Here is a 21,291-nt window from a genome sequence, read left to right as displayed (position 1 = left end):
ACTTTTTCGGATTTCATAGGTGCTGCGTTGTGCTGAATACTTCTTTCTCCCCCTGGCCTTCTTTTACCGTAGAAGAGGCTGACGCCGTACGAGACGTGATTCTCTCGAATAAAGTCAACTACTGGACCGGCACCGAGTGCCGGGAGTTCGAGAAAGAGTTTGCCGCCTGGGTGGGGACTGAATATGCAATCGCACTTGCTAACGGCACCGTGGCGTTGGATCTGGCGTTGCAGGCCCTGGGCATTGGGGCCGGAGATGAGGTGATTGTCACGTCGCGGACCTTCCTTGCTTCGGTTTCCAGCATCGTCAACGCGGGGGCCATCCCTGTGTTCGCTGACGTGGATCCGGACTCGCAGAACATCACGGCTCAGACCATCGAGGCGGTATTGACTCCTCGAACACGTGCGGTCGTTTGCGTACACCTCGCCGGCTGGCCGTGCGATATGGACCCCATCATGGCGCTGGCTCAACAACATGGCCTGAAAGTGATTGAGGACTGCGCCCAAGCTCATGGTGCTACCTACAAAGGGCGTGCTGTCGGCTCTATTGGCGACATTGGCGCATGGTCGTTCTGCCAGGACAAAATCATGACCACGGGAGGCGAGGGTGGCATGGTCACTACCAGTGACCGTAAACTTTGGCTGGCAATGTGGGCGTTCAAAGATCATGGCAAGAGCTGGGAGGCCGTTTATGAGCGCGAGCACCCACCGGGGTTTCGATGGGTGCATGAGGGGTTCGGGACCAACTGGCGCATGCTGGAGGTCCAAGGCGTCGTGGGGCGAATCCAGCTACGACGGATGCCTGCCTGGCGCGAGCGTCGCGTAGCTAATGCGCAACGCATCTGGGAGTGTGCAGCGGGTTTGAAAGGGGTGCGAGTTCCTGTTGTACCGTCGGATTACGTTCACGCTGCCTATAAATGCTATGTTTTCATTGAACCTGCACAACTTCGACCCGACTGGAGTCGTGATCGAATCCTATCGGAAATGGCTGCGCTCGGCGTGCCGTGTTTTTCTGGCTCCTGCTCAGAGGTGTACCTTGAGAAAGCTTTCGATGGTACAGGCTGGCGGCCTGCTGAACGCCTACCTGTCGCAAAGGTACTCGGTGAAACCAGTTTGATGTTTCTGGTTCATCCCACGCTCAGCTCGGCGGAAATAGATAAGACCTGCGCTGTATTGAAAAAGGTAATCGAGGCGGCGACAGGCGCCTGAGCCTTGCTTCTCTTATAGGCCGCATTCTCGGTTCAAGTTTGAAGACACATAATGGTGCGTAGTCCATTGGCACGTACCGTCAATGATGTAGGTTGCAGGAGCAGCAAAAGGTGTTCGAAGGGGTTATGGGGAGATTAAGAACGTTGCTGCTGGCGTTGCCACGCCATCAGAAACGTCTGATTCAAGTGACTACAGACGTCGTGCTGGTCTGGATAGCGCTTTGGATGTCGTTTTTGGTACGGCTGGGTATTGACGATATTGCCAACCCGATCATCTCGCATCCCTGGTTGTTCTTCAGCGCTCCCTTGGTCGCCATTCCACTGTTTATCCGGTTTGGGATGTACCGAGCAGTCATGCGTTATTTCGGTAACGACGCCCTGATCGCGATCATAAAGGCCGTGAGCCTGTCATCCTTGATTCTGGGAATTATTGTTTACTGGTACGGCACTCAACAAAGTGTGGTGCCACGCTCCATCATTTTCAATTATTGGTGGCTAAGCCTCATCATGATTGGCGGGCTAAGACTTGCCATGCGCCAATACTTTCTCGGGGATTGGTTCGAAGCATCTCAGCATGTGCCTTTTACAAATCGTGAAGATGGCCTTCCCCGCGTGGCCATCTACGGTGCCGGCGCGGCCGGAAACCAATTGGTCGCTGCACTGCGTATGGGCCGTTTGATGCGTCCGGTCGCGTTTATCGATGATGATGTCGGCATTTCTGACCGAGTGATCTCTGGCTTGATGGTTTATAAGCCAAAAAATATCCAGCGAATGATCGATTTAACCGGTGCGCAAGAGATTCTCCTCGCGATCCCGTCATCCAACCGTGCGCGCCGCCGGGAAATTCTCGGATTCCTCGAGGGGTTTCCGCTGCACGTGCGCAGCGTACCTGGTTTCATGGACCTCGCGAGTGGGCGAGTGAAGGTCGACGACATTCAGGAAGTTGACATTGCCGACCTGCTGGGGCGAGATCCCGTCCCCGCTCAGAGCGAGTTGCTTGAGCGCTGTATCAAAGGCAAAAGCGTCATGGTGACCGGCGCAGGGGGATCGATTGGTTCCGAATTATGCCGCCAGATACTGTCGTTGCAGCCAACCACGGTGTTGTTGTTCGATCACAGCGAATTCAATCTTTACACCATACTGTCGGAACTGGAGCAACGTATCAGCCACGAGTCCTTGCCGGTTCGACTGCTGCCGATACTGGGCTCAGTGCGCAATCAAGGTAAGCTCCTTGATGTTATGAAAACCTGGCGCGTAGACACGGTATATCACGCGGCGGCTTATAAACACGTGCCTATGGTCGAGCACAACATAGCTGAAGGCGTATTGAACAACGTCATGGGGACACTCAATACCGCTCAAGCAGCACTGCAGGCCGGTGTTTCCAATTTCGTACTGATTTCCACAGATAAAGCGGTGCGCCCAACCAATGTGATGGGAAGTACTAAAAGACTTGCGGAGTTGACGCTTCAGGGCCTCAGTCGCGAAATTGCACCTGTGTTGTTCGGCGAGAAGTCGAATATTTCCCGTGTCAATAAAACCCGCTTCACCATGGTTCGGTTTGGCAATGTCCTGGGGTCCTCTGGATCCGTCATTCCCTTGTTCCATCGGCAAATTAAGTCCGGGGGGCCGCTCACCGTCACCCATCCGAAAATCACTCGTTATTTCATGACAATTCCCGAGGCTGCGCAGTTGGTAATCCAGGCGGGGTCCATGGGGCAGGGCGGAGACGTTTTTGTTCTTGATATGGGCGAGCCGGTCAGGATTGTCGAGCTGGCCGAAAAGATGATTCACCTGTCAGGCCTGAGTGTGCGATCCGAAAAAAATCCCCAAGGGGATATTGCTATTGAGTTCACAGGATTGCGCCCAGGAGAAAAGCTGTACGAAGAGCTGCTGATCGGCGATAACGTCGTTGCGACGCAGCACCCCATGATCATGAGTGCCAATGAAGATCATCTGGACTGGGAAGTTCTGAAGTCCAAGCTGGTGGAACTCATCGCCGCTGTGGATCAGGATGACTACTCCCGTGTCAGGCAGTTGCTGCGTGACACTGTCAGTGGTTATGCCCCTGACGGTGAAATCGTTGATTGGATCTACCTGCAGCGCCGTCTCGAACCCTAGGCGTGCCTCCCGTGCATTTCCCATTAGGGATTGACGGCTCCTGGCGACTAGGCGCGTAACCACGGTTTAAACTTTAGTAAATCACTACAATTACCTGGAGGTAATTTGTTAAAAGTAGCTCATGTGACCTCGGCGCATCCGCGATACGACATACGCATTTTTCGAAAGGAATGCAGGACGTTGGCAGAACACGGATACGATGTCTCCTTGATTGTTGCTGATGGCAAGGGAGATGAATGTATCGAGGCTGTACGCATCGTTGATGCGGGGTTACTTCCAGGGCGTTTGAATCGAATCTTTCGCACGACTCGCAATGTCTTTAAAAAAGCATTGGACATCAATGCCGATATATATCATCTGCATGACCCGGAGTTGTTGCCGATTGGCCTGAAGTTAAAAAGACAAGGTAAAATCGTCATCTTTGACTCGCACGAAGATGTTCCAAGGCAATTGCTCAGCAAACCTTACCTTCATCCTGTGTTTCGACGATTGATATCAGGTGTTTTTTCCATTTACGAGCGTTATGTCTGTTCGAAGCTCGACGGCATTGTCACGGCGACACCCTTTATCCGTGATAAGTTTCTCACGATGAATTCGGTAGTGCTTGACATCAATAATTATCCGATGATTGGTGAGCTTGATGCTGAAGTTCCGTGGGAAAACAAACAGCATGAAGTCTGCTATGTAGGCGGCATTGCTTCCATCCGCGGAATAAGCGAAGTCATCAAGTCCTTGTCGTTAATAAAAAGTGCCGTGCGCCTCAATCTGGTCGGCGAATTTTCCGAGAGTGCGGTCGAAACGGAAGTAAAAAAACTCGCGGGCTGGACATCTGTCAACGCCTGCGGGCAGCTAGGCAGAAGTGAAGTGCGAGAGGTGCTGGGGCGCTCAGTCGCGGGGCTGGTCACGTTTCATCCGCTTCCGAACCACATAGATGCGCAGCCTAATAAAATGTTCGAATACATGTCCTCGGGCATTCCCGTCATTGCCTCAAATTTTCCGTTATGGCGGGATCTCATAGAAGGCAGTGACTGCGGCGTGTGTGTCGATCCGTTGAATCCACAGGCTGTCGCTGACGGAATTGATTATCTCATCAATAACCCTGAACGCGCCAAACAGATGGGGCGGAACGGCCAGCAGGCGGTTTATACACGTTATAATTGGGATGTTGAAAGTAAAAAGTTGATCGAGTTTTATGAAAAATTCTAGCGTGGGGTGACAGTTGAAAATTTTTACTATTATTGGTGCGCGCCCACAGTTTATCAAAGCCAGCGTGGTTTCAATGGCAATTGCGCAACGCTCGGAGTTGGACGAGGTTGTCGTACACACGGGGCAGCACTTCGACTCGAACATGTCTGATATCTTTTTTGAGCAGTTGGGTATCCCGCGGCCTGACTATCAATTGGATATCCATGGCGGTTCGCATGGTGAAATGACCGGGCGAATGATGATCGAGATCGAGCAAGCCATGATTAAGGAAAAACCTGATCGGGTCTTGGTTTATGGCGATACCAATTCGACGTTGGCAGGTGCCTTGGTTGCTGCAAAGCTCCATGTGCCCGTTGCGCATATTGAGGCGGGATTGCGCAGTTATAATATGCGCATGCCCGAAGAAATAAACAGGATTGTTACCGATCAGGTAAGCGATATATTATTTTGCCCGACGCAGACTGCTGTCGACAATCTGGCGCGGGAGGGGTTCTCCAACAAGCCCGTCCACGTATTGAATGTAGGTGACGTTATGCAGGACAGCGCGCTGTTTTTTGCGCAACGAGCCTGCTCGCCAAAAAACTTCACACACAGTAGCGGCTTCGTACTTGCGACCTTGCACAGGGCAGAAAATACCGATGACCCTGAGAGACTTACCGCCCTTGTCACCGCGTTGAATGCCGTGCATCGAACCATTGCGCCGGTAGTGATGCCGTTGCATCCGCGTACACGGGCTGCCATTCAAAAGGCTGGTTTGACGCTGGAAGTGAGTTTGATTGATCCAGTTGGCTACCTGGAAATGATCTGGCTTCTACAACGGGCGGGCCTGGTACTCACAGATAGCGGTGGTGTCCAAAAGGAAGCGTTTTTCTTCAATAAAGCATGTGTCACGGTACGTGAGCAAACAGAATGGGTCGAGCTTGTCGACCTGGGTGCCAACGTGTTGGTGAGTGCAAATGAGGAAGCCATCGTCCACGCCGTTTCCAGCCACCTTAACAGGGTCGTGACCGACAGCGATCAGCTTTACGGTGGAGGGACAGCATCCTTCAGAATCGCGGAGTACCTCGCGAAGTCTTGAAAGGTTGGCGTTGCCTTGTTGAGCGCAATGCTGATTCCCCCCGCAAGCGTTCGCGAGACGTTCGGCTTCTGAGGCGTGCTGGACGTCTCGCGAACCCGGTGAGTGTCCCCCCGTGTACGAAATCGGGCACGCCTCGTTGGATTTCCTGAAGAAGCGGCGTGCTCTTGAGCCCAGCGCGCATTTTCCATGGGGCCGCGAATCCTGTACCTTAGGCATCTTATTTATCTAATCAGCATGTGTTTGCAGGGGCTTGCAGGTCCCGCTGTCAGATAACCGCTTTAGAACGGACGGTGGAAGACGGGTTACTGAGGCGCTATCCTAAATTTTCCGTGTTATTGATGACTATTTATTGAGTAAGACGATGGAATATACCGCTCACCCAAGTGCTGTCATAGATGATGGTGCCAAAATTGGTCGTGGATCGCGCGTTTGGCATTTTGTGCATGTCTGTGCGGGGGCTGTTATCGGCGAAAACGTATCGCTGGGTCAAAATGTATTCGTGGGTAACAGTGTAATTATCGGCGATAAGTGCAAGATTCAGAATAATGTTTCTGTATATGACAACGTGACATTGGAAGACGGTGTTTTTTGCGGTCCCAGCATGGTGTTCACAAATGTCTATAATCCGCGCTCGTTTGTTGAGCGTAAAAATGAATACCGTAATACGCTTGTTAAAAAAGGCGCAACGCTGGGTGCGAATTGCACGATTGTCTGTGGTGTAACGATTGGTGAATTTGCCTTTGTCGGCGCAGGTGCTGTCGTCAATAAAGATGTGCCGGCATATGCACTGATGGTTGGTGTTCCTGCGCAGCAAATTGGCTGGATGAGTGAGTATGGAGAGCGGCTCGATCTGCCGTTGAGCGGCGAAGCCGTGGCTCGCTGTCAGCATACGAATGTGAGCTATGTATTGTCTGGTAATCAATTAAGGCACGTGGGAATTTAAATGATTGAATTCATTGATTTGAAGTCTCAGCAAGCGCGGATAAAAGACAAGATCGATGCGGGTATCCAACGGGTTCTCGCGCATGGGCAATATATACTTGGGCCCGAGGTCGTTGAGCTTGAAGGCAAGCTCGCGGAGTTTGTAGGCGCAAGGTTTTGCATTACCTGTGCCAATGGAACAGACGCCCTGCAGATTGCGCTGATGGCCTTGGGCGTTGGTCAAGGAGACGAAGTTATTATCCCCGGGTTCACCTATATTGCAACGGCTGAGACGACAGCATTATTGGGTGCCAAGCCGATCTACATAGACGTTGATCCCAAGACTTACAATCTAGATCCCAAGCAACTTGAAGCGGCAATCACTCCTCGTACAAAGGCAATTATTCCTGTTTCTCTTTATGGTCAATGCGCCGACTTTGACGAGATTAATAGTATCGCGGAAAAATATGGCATCCCGGTAATCGAAGATGCTGCGCAGAGCTTTGGTGCCGTCTATAAGGGGCGGCGTTCGTGCAACTTGAGTACCATTGCATGCACCAGTTTCTTTCCAAGTAAGCCGTTGGGCTGCTATGGGGATGGCGGAGCGATCTTTACCAATGATGAAACCCTGGCGCTGATAATCAGGCAAATATCGAGGCACGGTCAAGACCGGCGCTACCATCATGTTCGTGTGGGCGTCAACAGCCGGCTGGATACGTTGCAGGCGGCTATCTTACTTCCGAAACTCGAGATTTTTGTAGAAGAGCTGGCGATGCGTGACCGCGTTGCAAAGAGATACGACGAGCTATTCGCTGCCAGTGGTGCATTCATGACACCTTATATAGAGCCTTTCAATAGCAGCGCTTGGGCTCAATATACAGTGTGCGTTGACGCGCGTGACCATTTGCAAGAGAAGCTCAAGGCGGCTGAAATTCCCACTGCGATTCACTATCCAATACCGCTCAACAAACAGCCTGCGGTAGCTGATCATAGTGTGCATTTACCCGTGGGTGATCGGCTTGCAGAGCAAGTCATAAGTTTGCCGATGGGGCCCTATTTGAGTGCGGAAGATCAAGAAAGAATTGTCGAAGTTGCCACGGGTTGAGGGCTGTGGGTCAACGCGTGTGAGGCGTGACGATAATTCGTCAATGAAAATTATTGGTCTTCATATGATTCAGGTAGGTGAGAGTGACGTGGTGAATTTCTTATAATGAGGGTGAATATCAGGAACAACTACTGGAAGAGCATTGCCTCCGTACTGACCGGGTCGGCAGTGGCTCAAGCCATTCCAATCCTCGGCGCGCTAGTTCTCGCGAGGATATTCTCGCCTGGTGAATTTGGTGTGTATGCGTCGTGGTTGGGTGTAGTTGTTTTCATTAGTGTCATCATCACCGGAAGATTTGAAACTTCGCTGGCTATTGAGGCTGATGGTGATCCTCGAAGGTTGGCGTTTGTATCAACGCTGCTGGCTGCTGGTATCGCGTCATTATCCCTCTTGGTTCTGTTGTTGATTGCGTCGATCGTGTTTCCTGCAATGCTGCAAAAAATAGCCCTCCCGCTATTGCTTTGTGCTCTGCCCACGGCGTTGACCATTGCCATTGTTCAGGCCTGGCAATCCTGGGCGGCGGCAGAGGGGGCCTATAGAAAGCTCACGACCATCAGGATTGCCAATGCCGGTGCCATAACGGTTTCACAAATTATCATTGGGTTTTTTCAACCGAGTGCATCTGTGTTAGCGCTTGGGTATTTAGTGGGAGGTATAATTGCATGTGCCTTATGTACTACGCTGATGCCGCTCGGAAAGCTACCGGTTGAATATAGAAACTTCCAATCGGTTAAACACTTTTGGTACAGGCAGCGTCGGTTTCCCTTGCTTTCTCTACCTGCCGATGCAATCAACACGGCCGCCGCGCAATTACCGATCATCATTGTCGCTAGTCGTTTTGGTGCTGAAGTGGCGGGTCTGCTTGCAATGACCCTCCGTATCCTCGGGGCACCATTGGGGTTGCTGGGCAAGTCCGTACTTGATGTCTTCAAGCGCCATGCTGCCACTCGTTATCGTGAGTATGGCGAGTGTCGCGATATCTACCTTCAGACATTCAAGGTGTTATCAGGTGGTTCGATTGTGTTTGTCGTTGCGATGTTCTTTCTGAGTGAAACGCTATTCGTTATTGCTTTCGGAGAGCAGTGGCGCTTTTCAGGTACTATTGCAATATGGATGTTGCCCTATTTCGCGTTGGCCTTCATTGCAAGCCCATTGAGCTACATGGTGTACATCGCGGGAAGGCAGCACGTGGATCTGTGTTGGCAGATAGCGCTATTAACAATGACGTTTTTATGTTTGACAGCACCCACTCATTACGAGAGTGCGCTGAAATTTTATAGCGCTGGGTATGCCTTGCTTTACGTCGTCTATATAATCATGTCCTATCGCTTTAGCTTAGGGGCAAAAAAATGATCGCCATCGTTGACTATGACATTGGTAATATCGCCGCCGTGTCTAACATGTTGATGCGTTTGGGGATCCGCTCCGTGGTGACTTCAAGCGCGCAGGAGATCGAGCAGGCCCACAAGATCATTCTGCCGGGGAACGGCTCCTTCGATGCATGCATGAAAAATCTGCGCGAGAGTGGCCTGGTGCCCGTTTTGGAGGAAAAGGTACTGCGCCAAAAGACACCCCTCCTGGGCATTTGTGTAGGTGCGCAGATGTTGGGTGCCAAAAGTGCCGAGGGTGAGGAATCGGGTTTGGGTTGGCTGGATATGCAAGTGAATAAGTTTCCTGATATGGACGGCCTGCGTGTACCGCACATGGGGTGGAATGAGGTATGGGCAGATAATAGTGCGAATCCGTTACTTCAGAATATGGAGGAAGACGCGCGTTTTTATTTTGTGCATAGCTACTATATGGAGCCTCACGATCCAGAGGATATTATGCTAAGCGCTAAATATGGCATTGAATTTGCTGCTGGGGTCTGCAGGGGTAATATTGCAGGTGTACAATTCCACCCAGAAAAAAGCCATCGTTTCGGTAAACAATTGCTGAACTCTTTTGCCCGAGGTCTTTAAATGCATCGCGCGCGCATTATTCCTTGCCTGCTGATTCGGGGGAACGGGTTAGTCAAAACTAAAAAATTCAAGGACGCCGTTTATATTGGTGATCCTGTCAATGCAGTGAGAATATTCAGCGACAAGGAAGCAGATGAAATTGTCGTGTTGGATATAGATGTTTCAAAAAATGGCGGCGATATCAACTATCAATTGATTGAAGAAATGGCCGGTGAAGCATTTATGCCCATGGCCTACGGCGGTGGGGTAAAGACGCTTGCCCAGATCAGACAGCTCATCCGGCTTGGTATCGAGAAAGTTGTCATCAATACAGCGGCTGCAGAGTCCAGTAATATTATACGTGAAGCTGCCGATGTGTTTGGTAGTCAAGCTATTGTCGGTGCGGTTGATATAAGAAAGAACTTGTTTGGCGCCTACAAGGTGTGCGTGAAGTCAGCGACCGTCGATGTCAAGCGAAGCCTTGATGATCACATAGGTGATTTGGTTGCCGCCGGTGCCGGTGAGATATTTATAAATAATGTTGATCGTGATGGGACCATGATTGGCTATGATTTAAAACCCATACTCAATATCACCGGCAATGTTAATGTTCCTGTAGTGATTTGCGGCGGTGCTGGCTCAATGGATGACTTGTCATACGCTATCCGTGAAGGTAAGGTGTCTGGCGTCGCGGCGGGAAGTATGTTTGTTTTTCATGGGAAACATCGCGCAGTGTTAATAAATTATCCGACAGACATTCGGCTGTAATAATGAATAGCCGCCAGGGAGTTAAAAAGAACTTGCGACGTTCGCTGCTGTTGCTGACAGTCGCTTTTTTTATAATGCTCTCTTATGTTGTGCAGCTGCAGGGGGCGAATGCTTATGTAGGCTATGTTCCCATTTCGTTGGATGTCAGTTTTGTAATTTGTTTTGCAATAGGGTTTTTGCTTGTTGCAATGATGGTGCCTGTTAAAATAAATAAACCTTCAGATTTTTTTTGTTTTTTCTACGGGTTTTTTGTACTGCTTCCTTATTCGCTATTATATTCGATAAGGGGTGAGCTTGGGGTCGAAAGTTTTGCGATTTACTTTGTGGTTTTATTTTTTCCTTTATTGCTTGTTAAAGTGATCCTGTTGAGACTGCCTGTTTTTCGCTTTCCGGGATTTGTCAGTCAAAGCAGTGTCATACTGCTCTTATGTGTTTTGATTGTAGTGGGGGTCGTTATGGTACTTCTGAATCCAACGCCTTCTGCCGGTTTTGACTTGTCTACATCGTATGATCGGCGATTGGAAGGCCGCGAAATATTTGTCTCGGGGTCTTTCTTCTCTTACTTTAGCACCGCGATTATTAATGGCTTTGCTCCATTAGTCGCTTTTTGGGCATGCTGGAAGAGAAAGACATGGTTGATAGTTGTTCCATTTTTATGTTGGTTGGCTTTTTATTATCTTCTCGGCGTCAAGGCACCTATACTATTTATCACGGTTGCCGCACTGCTGGGTTATGCAGCGCGGAGTCGAAGGATTGAATTCTTCCTCGGCTACATATACCTACTGCTAATTTTAGCATTTGTAGTGTTTGTTTTTGAATATGCCACAACAAGCTATTCTTACGTAGCAGATTATTTTTTGCGGAGAACATTTACAGTTCCTTCCTGGGTGAACGCCTCATTTTTCGAATTTATGAGTTCAGAGTCGATGAATTGGTCGGCGTTGACGGGGATACATGAGAGTAAGCCGATTAGCTTTGTGGTGGGGGAGGATTATCTAGGCTTTGAAGGTCTGAATGCCAATACGAATGCATTTATGTATGCACTTGGCTCTGGTGGGGTTGTTCTCTACCTGTTGACGATTTTCTTGGTTTCTGCGGTGTTTTTTATTTTAGATTCTGCTTATGTCAGAAAGAATAATCCAATTTTTATTTATATAGGCTTCTCTTACTCTGTTCTAATAATAGAACAGGCTGCGACTACCGCCTTGCTGTCATCGGGTATCGGGTTGCTTATCGGACTCATGGTCTGCGCCAGGAAAAACCAGGACAATAGTTATGTTTGAAAAAAGCGCTGAATACAAGATCTGCACTAAATGTGTAATGGATACGTCAGATGAGCAGATTGAGTTTAACGCTGAAGGCGTGTGCAATCATTGTCTGAAATTCGAACGTGTCGCCAAGACAAGCTGGTTTCCTGGTGAAGAAGGGAAGGAGAAGTGGCAAGCGATAGTCCAGCGGATTAAAGCCTCTGGTGAGGGTAAGGAATACGACTGTATTTTGGGGCTCAGTGGCGGCGTCGATAGTTCGTATTTAGCTATTAAACTTAAAGAGTGGGGCTTGCGCCCGCTTGTGGTACATGTGGACGCAGGATGGAACAGTGAATTGGCCGTGGCTAATATTGAAGCTATCGTCAAGTACTGCGGTTATGACTTGCATACCCACGTGGTAGATTGGGAAGAGATGCGTGACTTGCATTTATCCTACCTTCGTGCGGGCATTTCCAATCAGGACGTACCACAAGATCATATTTTCTTTTCCAGTCTCTATCATTTTGCAATAAAAAATGGAATCGATTGCATTTTGTCAGGTGGTAATCTCGCGACTGAAGGCGTGTTTCCTGATTCTTGGCACGGCACGGCGATGGACGCGATAAACTTGAAAGCCATTCACAAGAAATATGGCACGAGTAAGATTAAAAACTACAAAACTATCAGCTTCTTTCAATATTATATTTGGTATCCGTTGTTCAAAAAGATGCGGACGGTAAGGCCGCTGAACTACATGCCTTATGATAAGGAACTGGCGCTGGAAGAGTTGAAGAAGACCGTCGGTTATAAACCCTATGCGCGAAAGCATGGTGAGTCTCAGTTTACCAAGTTGTTCCAGAATTATTACTTGCCGGTCAAGTTTGGGTATGACAAACGTCGGCCACACTACGCGAGTTTGATTGTATCGGGTCAGATGACGAGGGAGGCGGCACTCGAGAAGCTCAATGAACCTCTTTACGACGCCGATCAGTTGGAGTTGGACATCTCATACTTTTGTAAAAAATTGAGGATTTCGCGTGCCGAGTTCGATGGCTTCATGAGTGCTCCCATTCATCATTACACTGATTTTCCGAACTGGGAAGGGCGGTATCGCGTTCTGAAGTGGTTGCAGAGTTTTGTGGCTCGCATCACGGGAAAACGCTTGAGCGTCTATTCCTGAATGGGCATTGGTTAAACAGGATTCCGATCACAAGGCCGTTTAGGCCTTGATGGTTTCAGATTACACAGGATTTATTATTATGTGCGGTATATTCGGTCTCATCTCTTCATCTGCTGTCGTCAAAAGTGACCTGGAATATTTGGCAAGACATGCAATGCAGCGCGGCAAAGACTCCAGCGGTTTGCTGACCTATGACACGGCGCGCTACAGCGTAGTTCGGGCTGACTACGACGTGGTAAAGCTTTTAAAGCGTACGCCTATCGCCAACGCTACGCTTGTCGTAGGCCACAGTCGGCTAATTACCAACGGGCTTTCGGATAATCAGCCTGTTGTACGTGAGGGTATCTGTGTTTTTCATAATGGCATCATCGTCAATGATGCGGAAATCTGGAGTGAGATAAAACCCAAGCGACAGCTTGAAATTGACAGCGAAGTGATTGCTGCCATTACCGAACAGTATCTACAAGAGAATGCCGACGATTTACAAGGACTGGCCGGTCATGTTCTTGCGTTGTGTAAAGGCGTTGTCGCTTGTGCGATAATCATTCCGCGTCTGAGTAAGGCTATTATTTTTTCAAATAACGGTAGCTTATATTTGGGGCGAACCAATAACAGCACTTGTTTCTCTTCGGAAAGTTACCCGTTGTCTCAAATTGGCTGTGCTGACATTGTTCAGGTCAGGGAAGAGGCGGTTATTCTTGATGTACCACAGTGCACAAATATTGCCATTGCTGATGACAATAAGCGTTCTCATAACATCATTCCTCCTTTTAAATACAACCAGGCCGAAGAGAAATTACTGACTTACTATACGCCTGACATTCGTCGTTGCACTAAATGCATCCTTCCTGAAACGATGCCGTTTATCTCTTTCGATGCAAGTGGTGTGTGCAACTACTGCCATACCTACAAGCCACGTAATATTCCAAAGCCAAAAGAAGAGCTTTTCAAGCTGGTTGAACCTTATCGTCGTAATGGCGCGCTTGACTGTATCGTTCCATTTTCGGGTGGGCGAGACAGTTGTTATGGTCTGCACCTCATTGTCAAAGAGCTGGAGATGAATCCAGTGACGTACACTTACGATTGGGGCATGGTCACTGACTTGGGGCGCCGCAACATCAGTAGAATGTGTGCAGAGTTAGGCGTCGAGAACATTATTGTTGCTGATGATATTGATAAAAAACGCCGCAATATTGCCGTAAATTTGGAAGCATGGCTTAAATCTCCACACCTCGGGATGATCAGTATCTTGACGGCGGGCGACAAGCATTTTTTCCGTCACGTCGAAACGGTGAAGCAACAAACAGGTGTTGGTTTGAATCTGTGGGGCGTCAATCCGCTGGAAGTAACGCATTTTAAGGCCGGTTTTTTAGGTATTGCACCGGATTTTGAAGAAAAACGCGTTTACATGCACGGCTGGCAGAAACAGCTCGAGTATCAAAGCCTACGTTTCAAAGCAATGTTGAAGAGCCCTGGGTACTTCAACTCGTCACTCTGGGATACGCTGTCCGGCGAGTACTATCGCAGTTTTACCGAGAAAAAAGACTATTACCACATCTTTGATTACTGGTGCTGGGATGAACAGGTCATCGACGACACATTGATTAATCAATATGATTGGGAAACAGCTGTCGATACCAGCACCACTTGGCGCATCGGTGATGGTACAGCGGCGTTTTACAATTATATTTATTACACCGTTGCTGGTTTCTCTGAACATGACACTTTTCGGAGTAATCAGATTCGCGAAGGCGCGATGACGCGCGAGAAAGCGCTGGAACTGGTAAAAAATGAAAACCAGCCACGGTACCAGAATATTCGATGGTATTTGGATGCTCTGGGCATGGATTTCGATAGAGTGATAAAAGTGGTTAATTCGATTCCAAAACTTTATAAAATCTGAAGAGGTTGGATTGCTTTCAGATGAAAAAGACTATTTGGTATATTACGAAATATTTTTCACCCAAGACCGCGTCCAGCCCTGGTGGGCGCGGCTGGTTTCTTATCGAGGAAATGAGCAAGGCCGGCTGTGAGACCGTTGTCATTACCTCTGACTCCAATAATCTGGTTGATGTACCTGATTTGGAGCGTCGAGTCACAGAGCAGACGGTCTCTGGTGTAAAGATTATCTGGCTGAAAACACTAAAGTATTCCGTTGCGAAGTCCGTCACGCGAATTTTAAGTTGGTTTCACTTTGAGTGGAATCTGTTTTTTCTGAATAAGAAATCCTTGCCGCGCCCGGACGTAATTATTGTTTCAAGCCTTTCGTTGCTGACCATCATCAATGGGTTGTTGTTGAAACGTAAATACAAATGTCGCCTGGTTTTCGAGGTACGGGATATATGGCCACTTACAATTGTGGAAGAGGGTGGATTCAGTAACGGGAATCTGTTCGTGAAGGCGTTATCTGTTCTCGAGAAGCTCGCCTACAAAAGGTCGGATTTGATCGTGGGCACTATGCCTAACCTTGCAGAGCATGTGCGTACTGAGACGGGCGTGAGTCGTCCAGTATTCTGCATCCCCATGGGCGTCAGCGACGAGCATCTGAGCGAAGCCAAAGAGCTGCCAGATGAGTACGTGCAACAGTATTTTTCGACGCCTAAGTTTAGGGTTGTTCATGCCGGTACGATTGGTATCACCAATGCGTTGGAGGTTTTTTTTGAAGCCGCTGCGTTGATGCGTGATCACACCGACATCGAGTTTTTGATGATTGGCGACGGTGCGTTGAAAGAGCACTACCAAACGAAGTACGGTCACTTGGCTAACCTCACTTTCGCCCCTAAAATTTCGCGGGACAGGGTCCAGTCAGCGCTTGCCAAGTCTGATCTGCTGTACTTTTCGGTCTATGCATCCAAGGTCTGGCACTACGGGCAGTCCCTCAACAAAGTGATCGACTACATGCTTGCTGGTAAGCCAGTTATTGCATCCTATAGCGGTTATCCATCGATGATAAACGAGGCCGAGTGTGGGGTTTATGTGCCTGCCGGTGATGTCGAGGCGCTGGTAGCTGGAATATTGGAAATGAAGTCCAAGAGCGCTGAGGAGCGTGCGCAAATGGGCGCGCGTGGCCGAGAGTGGCTGCTGGCTAACAGGAACTATCCAAAGTTGGCGCAAGACTATATGGCGTTATTGTTCGAGGATGCCGGTCGTTGAAACGATTGATGGATATTCTCCTTTCCGCACTGGCGTTGATTTTACTTTCTCCGGTCATCGCGTGGACGTCTTGGAAAGTCCGTAAGCATCTTGGTGCTCCTGTTGTGTTTCGGCAGTCGCGTCCCGGTTTGAACGCGAAGCCCTTCGAACTGGTCAAGTTTCGCAGCATGCGTGACGCCACAGACTCCGCGGGTAACCCGTTGCCCGACGCCGAGCGTATGACACCCTTTGGTCATTTTCTACGGGCCAGTAGCTTGGATGAACTTCCGGAACTTTGGAGCGTTCTCAAAGGCGACATGAGCCTGGTGGGCCCACGTCCATTATTAAACGAGTACTTACCACTTTATAGTGCGGAGCAAGCGCGACGTCATGACGTCAGGCCGGGTATTACCGGCTGGGCGCAGGTGAATGGACGAAACTCTTTAAGCTGGGAGGAGAAATTTAAACTGGATGTCTGGTATGTGGATAACCATTCTGTTTGGCTGGATATCAAGATACTTTTCATGACCGTCAAGAAAGTTTTGATTCGAGAGGGTATCAGTGCTGATGGTGAAGTGACGATGTCAAAATTCTCCGGATCGAAAAAGTCTGATACAAACTAAGTTCTTATTCACACTCTGTAACTTTCCCATTTTTGACTCTTTCCAGACATCGCCTAAGTTAGAAAGGCAGCTTCGGAAAAGCTGCTTTTTTCTCTTACGCATGTCATGGAGCGTCAAAATGCAAAACACCTACCTTACTTCCCTGATCTTCGCTTTCCTCACCACCCTTTCCGTCACCACTACTGCAGCCCCGTCCATCAAGGCCGAAGCTCCAGCCCCCATCACTGCTCAAGTCATCAATGCCGAGCAAGCCGCCAAGGTCAATCTGAACGCCGCCGACGCTGAAACCCTGCGTCGCGACCTCTTTGGCATCGGTGCAGCAAAGGCGAAAGCGATCATCGCTTACCGTGACAGCAACGGCCCGTTTACGGCGGTGGATGAGCTGCTGGAAGTGAAGGGGATTGGCAAGGCGCTGATGGAGAAGAATCGCGACAGGTTGGTAATCAACTAAGCCACAAAGAGGCCGGTCATTGACCGGCCTTTTTATCGTCCAGGAGGAGCGTCTTCAGGCTTTCTCGCACGACTTCCATAATCCGCAAGCCCAACGCTGAATCTTCGACACTCCTGGCCAGCACCAATGCTCCCACCAGTGTCGACATTACCATCAGGCCAGCAGCATCGCCGCGCCCGTCACCCAGGGCCGTTTCAATCTGCTTGACCCTTGCTCCGAGTACCGCATCCGTCGTCGCACTCGGTTGGCCTCTCAGCCCGAGTTCGGCCGACATCGTCGGCAGCGGGCATCCTTCTCCGGGTGAGGTCTGGTGCCACGGCGACAGATAATTATCAATGAAGGCTTCCAGCGGGCGCTCCTGGCTGAACAGCATCTCGCAATGGGCATCCAGCTGAGCCCCTGCGGCCTGCAGCGCCTTCTCCACCAGTTCGTCCTTGGACGTGAAGTGGGCGTAAAACCCGCCGTGCGTGAGGCTCAGCGCGTTCATCAGTGGCTGCAGTCCGGTCGCGCCGATGCCGTCGCGGCGAAAGCGTACCGAGGCTTCCTTGATGATGCGCTGTCGGGTCTGGGCTTTGTGGTCTGGTGAATAGCGCATAGGACTGCCTCGTGGTCAGGTCGGTATTTAACCATCTCACACGGCTTTACACACTTACCCCCACGTTTGAAGGGTTGGCATGAAACGTGATTACGTCTACAGCAAAGATTGTTCAACAATCGTGAGGTGTTGATGGTACTCAGCCTGTCTTTAGCCGACCAGATTGCCCTCGAACTGCGCGCCGACATTATCGGTGGGCGGCTGTTGCCAGGTGTTGCGCTGGTCGAGGGGGAGTTGGTGAAGCACTACAACGCATCGCGCAATACCATTCGTGAAGCGCTGCATCGCTTGGGCCAGGAAGGGCTCACCCGTTACGTGCGCAATAAAGGCGTGATGGTCCGGCGGCTTGAACGCGATGAGGTGCGCGATTTGTTTGTCGTGCGTCGCACCCTGGAGTTGCAGGCCATTGCCCAGAGCAGTGCGCTTGCCCGGGATCAATCCGTACGTATGCAGGACGCGATCGACGCCACCACCTTGGCCCGCGAACGCGAGGATTGGCGTGCGGTGGCGACCCACAGCCTGGTGTTCCATCAGCAGATTGTTGGGTTGATGCGCAGCCCGTTGTTCGATGAGTTTTTTGCCCAAGTGATTGCCCAGTTGCGCCTGGTGTTTTGCGCGGCGCCGGATGAGCAGCGTTTCCAGTCGCCCTGGTTGGAGCGCGATCGCGAGATTTACTCCTTATTGGCCCGAGGAGACAAGCCGGCGGCAGGGGAGGCGATGAGTCTTTACCTGGATGATTCGGAGCGTCTGTCCCTGGCCCTGTTCGACCACTCCTGATTGAGGATCCGCATCATGTACAAAGACTATCCGGCCGCTTATCAGGTCAGCAAAGGTTCAGCACTGCAGGTCGACACTGCATTCTATGAGCGGATTCGCGATAAGGTGAACCAGCGCACGCTGGTCGAGCAGTTCGAGGTGCCGATCCGAACGGGCAGGGCGTGGAAAGTAACGGCCGGGCATGTGTTTCGAGTGACTACGCCGGTCGGCCCGCAGGTCGGCGACTTCAACGTGTGGAACGCCAACGACCCTCGCGAGCGCCTATGGGCGGCGCGCACTCGTCAATTGCAGGGCGCCCATGTCAGCACTCATGACCGCCTGTGGTCGAACCTGCCATTTTTGAGGCCTTTGGTGACAATCACAGACGACAGCCTCGCCAGTTACGGCATCGATGAACACGGCGGGCGCCTGCACGATTTGCTTGGTACGCGATGCGATCCCTACGTCAACCGCATGCTCACCGGTGAGGACTTTCACCACCATTGCCATTCGAACCTGACCCGCGCGGTTTTACCCCACGGTCTTACGGAGTTCGATGTGCATGACGTGCTGAATATTTTCCAGTGTACGGGCCTGAATCATGACGACATGTATTTCATGAAGGCGTGCCCGGCGCAGAAGGGCGACTACCTGGAGTTCTTTGCCGAGATTGATTTGCTGTGTGCGCTGTCGACGTGCCCGGGCGGGGATTTATCGCTGCCGATGTGGGGCCCGCAGGCACAGGATCCGCTGACGGTGTGCCGTCCGCTGGGGGTGGAGATCTATAAGCTGGAGGATGAGCTGCTGAACGGCTGGAGCCAGCCGGAGCGTGCTGCCTACAAGGGGCAGCACGGTTTGCATATTGCCAAGGCGCCTTGGGAGTAATCCCAAGGTTCAGCGATCCTGCGCGTCCTTGGCATCCGCCTGGGCGTTGCGCTCGGCGACGCGCTTGCGTTGTTCGTCGGTGAGTTCCACCTTGTTGGCGCTGTCACGCAGCATCATCAACCCACCGACGATCGACCCGATCGCTACCACTAAAATCAACCATGCATACCACGGCATAAGGCTCTCCTTGAGGCAGATTGCCGTGGGAGAGTTTTCCCACGGTAATAACTGCTTTGAGTGACGGGCTTTCTTACTAGTTCAGTGTAGGCCCGTTCTGCCTCCAGTAGATCAGAGCCCGGTCAACATCGCATCCGCCGGTGCATCCGCGCGGTCCTGCGCGGTCAGTTGGAAGTAGATGAAGCCCGCCAGCATGAAGCCCAGGAAAATCAGGCCGATCAGCGCGTTGAACCAGGCCATGGCCACCAGGCAGACCACCGCCAGCACCAATGCAATACCCGGCACGATCGGGTAGCCCGGCGCGCGGAAGGTGCGATCCAGCAACGGTTCGGTCTTACGCAATTTGAACAGGCTGAGCATGCTCATGATGTACATCACGATGGCGCCGAACACGGCCATGGTGATCATCGCTGCGGTCAGCGTCATGCCACCGAGGTTGATCAGGCCGTCGCTGTAGATTGCGGCGATGCCCACCACGCCACCGGCAATGATTGCCCGGTGAGGTGTCTGAAAGCGCGACAGTTTGGCGAGGAAAGACGGCAGGTACCCGGCGCGGGCGAGGGCAAAGAACTGGCGCGAGTAGCCGAGGATGATCCCGTGGAAACTGGCGACCAGACCAAACAGGCCGATCCACACCAACATGTGCAGCCAGCCGGAGCTGTCGCCCACCACGGTTTTCATCGCCTGCGGCAACGGATCGTTGATGTTCGACAGGGTGCGCCAGTCGCCCACGCCGCCCGCAAAGAACATCACGCCCATGGCCAGGATCACCAGGGTGAGGATGCCGCTGATGTAGGCTTTTGGAATGGTGCGCTTCGGATCTTTCGCTTCCTCGGCTGCCATGGCCGCGCCTTCGATGGCGAGGAAGAACCAGATGGCGAACGGAATCGCGGCAAACATCCCGGCAATCGCCGGGGCGCCGAAGGTGTCGGAACCGGCCCAGCCGTTCAGGGCGAAGTTGCTGAAGCTGAAGGCGGGGGCGACCACGCCCATGAACACCAGCAGTTCGGCGACGGCGAGTACGCACACCACCAGCTCGAAGGTGGCGGCGAGTTTCACGCCGAGGATATTCAGGCCCATGAACACGATATAGGCGCCGACGGCGGCGTGTTTCGGGTCGAGTGCGGGAAATTGTACGTTGAGGTAGGCGCCGATGGCCAAGGCGATGGCGGGTGGCGCAAAAACAAACTCGATCAAGGTGGCGAGGCCGGCGATTAATCCGCCTTTCTCACCAAAGGCACGACGGCTGTAGGCAAATGGGCCACCGGCGTGAGGAATTGCGGTAGTCAGCTCGGTGAAACTGAAGATGAAGCAGGTGTACATCGCCGCGACCATCAATGAGGTCACCAGGAAGCCCAGGGTCCCGGCAACACCCCAGCCATAGCTCCAGCCGAAGTACTCGCCGGAAATCACCAGCCCGACCGCGATGCCCCATAAGTGCAGGGTGCCCAAGGTGGGTTTGAGTTGTGTGTTCATGATGTTGCTCTCCCTGAACCGTTTGGAATGATTCAAGGTGTTGCAGCGGCCATGCCAGCGTGAGGATCGTTGTCGTAAAGCCACGTTACTGTCGCGTGGGAGATGGTTTGGCGTTTGAATTTTGCCGGTGTCGCACCAGATAAGTGCGGTGGTGCTTGAGCTGCCGCCATCGCGGGCAAGCCCGTTCCCGCAGGGGATCGTGTCTTTTTCTGCTTAAACACAGGGGACCGAGTCTTTCCAGATCAAGCGCGGTCGAGTGTGGGAGTGGGCTTGCCCGCGATGAGGCCCTCAAATTCCCCACAAATCCCCCTGTAAACCCCGCATAAACCCACTCTTTACGCCGTCTTTACGCCCCAGCCACACCCTCGCTCTCGTTCCTTTACGCCCCTCCTGCCGACAATTGCCCCACACGCGGCACTCGCC

Annotated in this window: 20 protein-coding genes; 17 read left to right on the top strand and 3 right to left on the bottom strand. The window is 51.4% G+C overall.

Features of this window, described 5'->3' with window-relative positions; genetic code table 11:
- Positions 1-29 precede the first annotated feature (29 nt).
- The 15 genes from AC07SI_RS15570 (at position 30) to AC07SI_RS15500 (ending at position 16,979) form a co-directional block, all read left to right on the top strand.
- Entirely contained in the window at positions 30-1,208 is a 1,179-nt protein-coding gene (locus tag AC07SI_RS15570; RefSeq protein ID WP_495006021.1) for a DegT/DnrJ/EryC1/StrS family aminotransferase, read from the top strand.
- A gap of 125 nt (positions 1,209-1,333) precedes the next feature.
- Entirely contained in the window at positions 1,334-3,328 is a 1,995-nt protein-coding gene (locus AC07SI_RS15565) for a polysaccharide biosynthesis protein (protein WP_495006076.1), read from the top strand.
- A 123-nt stretch (positions 3,329-3,451) separates the two neighbouring features.
- Positions 3,452-4,534, top strand: coding sequence for a glycosyltransferase family 4 protein (locus tag AC07SI_RS15560; RefSeq protein WP_495006075.1), 1,083 nt, complete (start codon positions 3,452-3,454; stop codon positions 4,532-4,534).
- 13 nt (positions 4,535-4,547) lie between these two features.
- Positions 4,548-5,612 carry a non-hydrolyzing UDP-N-acetylglucosamine 2-epimerase gene (gene wecB / locus AC07SI_RS15555; protein WP_495006020.1) on the top strand — a complete coding sequence of 355 codons (1,065 nt, stop codon included), beginning with the start codon at positions 4,548-4,550 and terminating at the stop codon, positions 5,610-5,612.
- Positions 5,613-5,973: 361 nt separating this feature from the next.
- Entirely contained in the window at positions 5,974-6,555 is a 582-nt protein-coding gene (locus AC07SI_RS15550; RefSeq protein ID WP_201143779.1) for an acyltransferase, read from the top strand.
- Positions 6,556-7,638 (top strand): DegT/DnrJ/EryC1/StrS family aminotransferase, encoded by a 1,083-nt coding sequence (locus AC07SI_RS15545; protein ID WP_495006019.1) that lies wholly within the window; start codon positions 6,556-6,558, stop codon positions 7,636-7,638. It begins immediately after the preceding gene.
- A gap of 105 nt (positions 7,639-7,743) precedes the next feature.
- Complete coding sequence (locus AC07SI_RS15540) at positions 7,744-8,991, top strand: lipopolysaccharide biosynthesis protein (RefSeq protein WP_495006018.1); 1,248 nt, start codon at positions 7,744-7,746, stop codon at positions 8,989-8,991.
- Positions 8,988-9,599, top strand: coding sequence for an imidazole glycerol phosphate synthase subunit HisH (gene hisH, locus AC07SI_RS15535; protein ID WP_495006017.1), 612 nt, complete (start codon positions 8,988-8,990; stop codon positions 9,597-9,599). The genes AC07SI_RS15540 and hisH overlap by 4 nt, the downstream gene beginning before the upstream one ends.
- Positions 9,600-10,346: an AglZ/HisF2 family acetamidino modification protein gene (locus AC07SI_RS15530; RefSeq protein ID WP_495006016.1), complete on the top strand. Its 747-nt coding sequence runs from the start codon at positions 9,600-9,602 to the stop codon at positions 10,344-10,346.
- 2 nt (positions 10,347-10,348) lie between these two features.
- Complete coding sequence (locus AC07SI_RS15525) at positions 10,349-11,629, top strand: hypothetical protein (protein WP_495006015.1); 1,281 nt, start codon at positions 10,349-10,351, stop codon at positions 11,627-11,629.
- Positions 11,622-12,773: an N-acetyl sugar amidotransferase gene (locus AC07SI_RS15520; protein ID WP_201143785.1), complete on the top strand. Its 1,152-nt coding sequence runs from the start codon at positions 11,622-11,624 to the stop codon at positions 12,771-12,773. Before AC07SI_RS15525 ends, AC07SI_RS15520 begins: the two co-directional genes overlap by 8 nt.
- Before the next feature lie 79 nt (positions 12,774-12,852).
- Positions 12,853-14,676 (top strand): hypothetical protein, encoded by a 1,824-nt coding sequence (locus AC07SI_RS15515; protein WP_495006014.1) that lies wholly within the window; start codon positions 12,853-12,855, stop codon positions 14,674-14,676.
- A gap of 20 nt (positions 14,677-14,696) precedes the next feature.
- On the top strand, positions 14,697-15,926 hold the full coding sequence (locus AC07SI_RS15510; RefSeq protein WP_495006013.1) for a glycosyltransferase family 4 protein: 1,230 nt from the start codon (positions 14,697-14,699) through the stop codon (positions 15,924-15,926).
- Positions 15,927-15,934: 8 nt separating this feature from the next.
- Positions 15,935-16,528 (top strand): sugar transferase, encoded by a 594-nt coding sequence (locus tag AC07SI_RS15505; protein WP_495006074.1) that lies wholly within the window; start codon positions 15,935-15,937, stop codon positions 16,526-16,528.
- 118 nt (positions 16,529-16,646) lie between these two features.
- On the top strand, positions 16,647-16,979 hold the full coding sequence (locus AC07SI_RS15500) for a ComEA family DNA-binding protein (protein WP_495006012.1): 333 nt from the start codon (positions 16,647-16,649) through the stop codon (positions 16,977-16,979).
- A 16-nt stretch (positions 16,980-16,995) separates the two neighbouring features.
- Here the strand turns inward: AC07SI_RS15500 and AC07SI_RS15495 are convergent, their stop codons facing one another.
- Entirely contained in the window at positions 16,996-17,574 is a 579-nt protein-coding gene (locus tag AC07SI_RS15495; RefSeq protein WP_495006011.1) for a TetR/AcrR family transcriptional regulator, read from the bottom strand.
- 132 nt (positions 17,575-17,706) lie between these two features.
- Here AC07SI_RS15495 and AC07SI_RS15490 point away from each other — a divergent pair, with 132 nt between their 5' ends.
- Both AC07SI_RS15490 and AC07SI_RS15485 read left to right on the top strand, forming a co-directional pair.
- Positions 17,707-18,351, top strand: coding sequence for a GntR family transcriptional regulator (locus AC07SI_RS15490; RefSeq protein WP_495006073.1), 645 nt, complete (start codon positions 17,707-17,709; stop codon positions 18,349-18,351).
- 15 nt (positions 18,352-18,366) lie between these two features.
- Positions 18,367-19,215 (top strand): urea carboxylase-associated family protein, encoded by an 849-nt coding sequence (locus AC07SI_RS15485; protein WP_495006010.1) that lies wholly within the window; start codon positions 18,367-18,369, stop codon positions 19,213-19,215.
- Positions 19,216-19,224: 9 nt separating this feature from the next.
- Here the strand turns inward: AC07SI_RS15485 and AC07SI_RS15480 are convergent, their stop codons facing one another.
- Together AC07SI_RS15480 and eat are read right to left on the bottom strand one after the other, a co-directional pair.
- Positions 19,225-19,392 carry a DUF2897 family protein gene (locus tag AC07SI_RS15480; RefSeq protein WP_012722955.1) on the bottom strand — a complete coding sequence of 56 codons (168 nt, stop codon included), beginning with the start codon at positions 19,390-19,392 and terminating at the stop codon, positions 19,225-19,227.
- 111 nt (positions 19,393-19,503) lie between these two features.
- The gene (gene eat, locus AC07SI_RS15475; protein WP_495006009.1) at positions 19,504-20,868 is read right to left on the bottom strand and encodes an ethanolamine permease; all 1,365 of its coding nucleotides are present in this window, start codon (positions 20,866-20,868) and stop codon (positions 19,504-19,506) included.
- Positions 20,869-21,291 lie beyond the last annotated feature (423 nt).

This window comes from Pseudomonas sp. GW821-FHT05D12 (genome assembly GCF_059419825.1).
Note: the sequence above shows the minus strand (reverse complement) of the source record. Positions and strands in the feature narration are given on the sequence as shown.

Bases quoted from the DNA above. Each gene is read 5' to 3' on its own strand.
- AC07SI_RS15515 (WP_495006014.1), top strand. From the start codon at position 12,853: ATGTGCGGTATATTCGGTCTCATCTCTTCATCTGCTGTCGTCAAAAGT.
- AC07SI_RS15495 (WP_495006011.1), bottom strand. From the start codon at position 17,574: ATGCGCTATTCACCAGACCACAAAGCCCAGACCCGACAGCGCATCATC.
- AC07SI_RS15545 (WP_495006019.1), top strand. From the start codon at position 6,556: ATGATTGAATTCATTGATTTGAAGTCTCAGCAAGCGCGGATAAAAGAC.
- AC07SI_RS15530 (WP_495006016.1), top strand. From the start codon at position 9,600: ATGCATCGCGCGCGCATTATTCCTTGCCTGCTGATTCGGGGGAACGGG.
- AC07SI_RS15550 (WP_201143779.1), top strand. From the start codon at position 5,974: ATGGAATATACCGCTCACCCAAGTGCTGTCATAGATGATGGTGCCAAA.
- AC07SI_RS15565 (WP_495006076.1), top strand. From the start codon at position 1,334: ATGGGGAGATTAAGAACGTTGCTGCTGGCGTTGCCACGCCATCAGAAA.
- AC07SI_RS15505 (WP_495006074.1), top strand. From the start codon at position 15,935: ATGGATATTCTCCTTTCCGCACTGGCGTTGATTTTACTTTCTCCGGTC.
- AC07SI_RS15490 (WP_495006073.1), top strand. From the start codon at position 17,707: ATGGTACTCAGCCTGTCTTTAGCCGACCAGATTGCCCTCGAACTGCGC.
- AC07SI_RS15520 (WP_201143785.1), top strand. From the start codon at position 11,622: ATGTTTGAAAAAAGCGCTGAATACAAGATCTGCACTAAATGTGTAATG.
- AC07SI_RS15500 (WP_495006012.1), top strand. From the start codon at position 16,647: ATGCAAAACACCTACCTTACTTCCCTGATCTTCGCTTTCCTCACCACC.
- eat (WP_495006009.1), bottom strand. From the start codon at position 20,868: ATGAACACACAACTCAAACCCACCTTGGGCACCCTGCACTTATGGGGC.
- AC07SI_RS15485 (WP_495006010.1), top strand. From the start codon at position 18,367: ATGTACAAAGACTATCCGGCCGCTTATCAGGTCAGCAAAGGTTCAGCA.
- AC07SI_RS15525 (WP_495006015.1), top strand. From the start codon at position 10,349: ATGAATAGCCGCCAGGGAGTTAAAAAGAACTTGCGACGTTCGCTGCTG.
- hisH (WP_495006017.1), top strand. From the start codon at position 8,988: ATGATCGCCATCGTTGACTATGACATTGGTAATATCGCCGCCGTGTCT.
- AC07SI_RS15480 (WP_012722955.1), bottom strand. From the start codon at position 19,392: ATGCCGTGGTATGCATGGTTGATTTTAGTGGTAGCGATCGGGTCGATC.
- AC07SI_RS15540 (WP_495006018.1), top strand. From the start codon at position 7,744: ATGAGGGTGAATATCAGGAACAACTACTGGAAGAGCATTGCCTCCGTA.
- AC07SI_RS15510 (WP_495006013.1), top strand. From the start codon at position 14,697: ATGAAAAAGACTATTTGGTATATTACGAAATATTTTTCACCCAAGACC.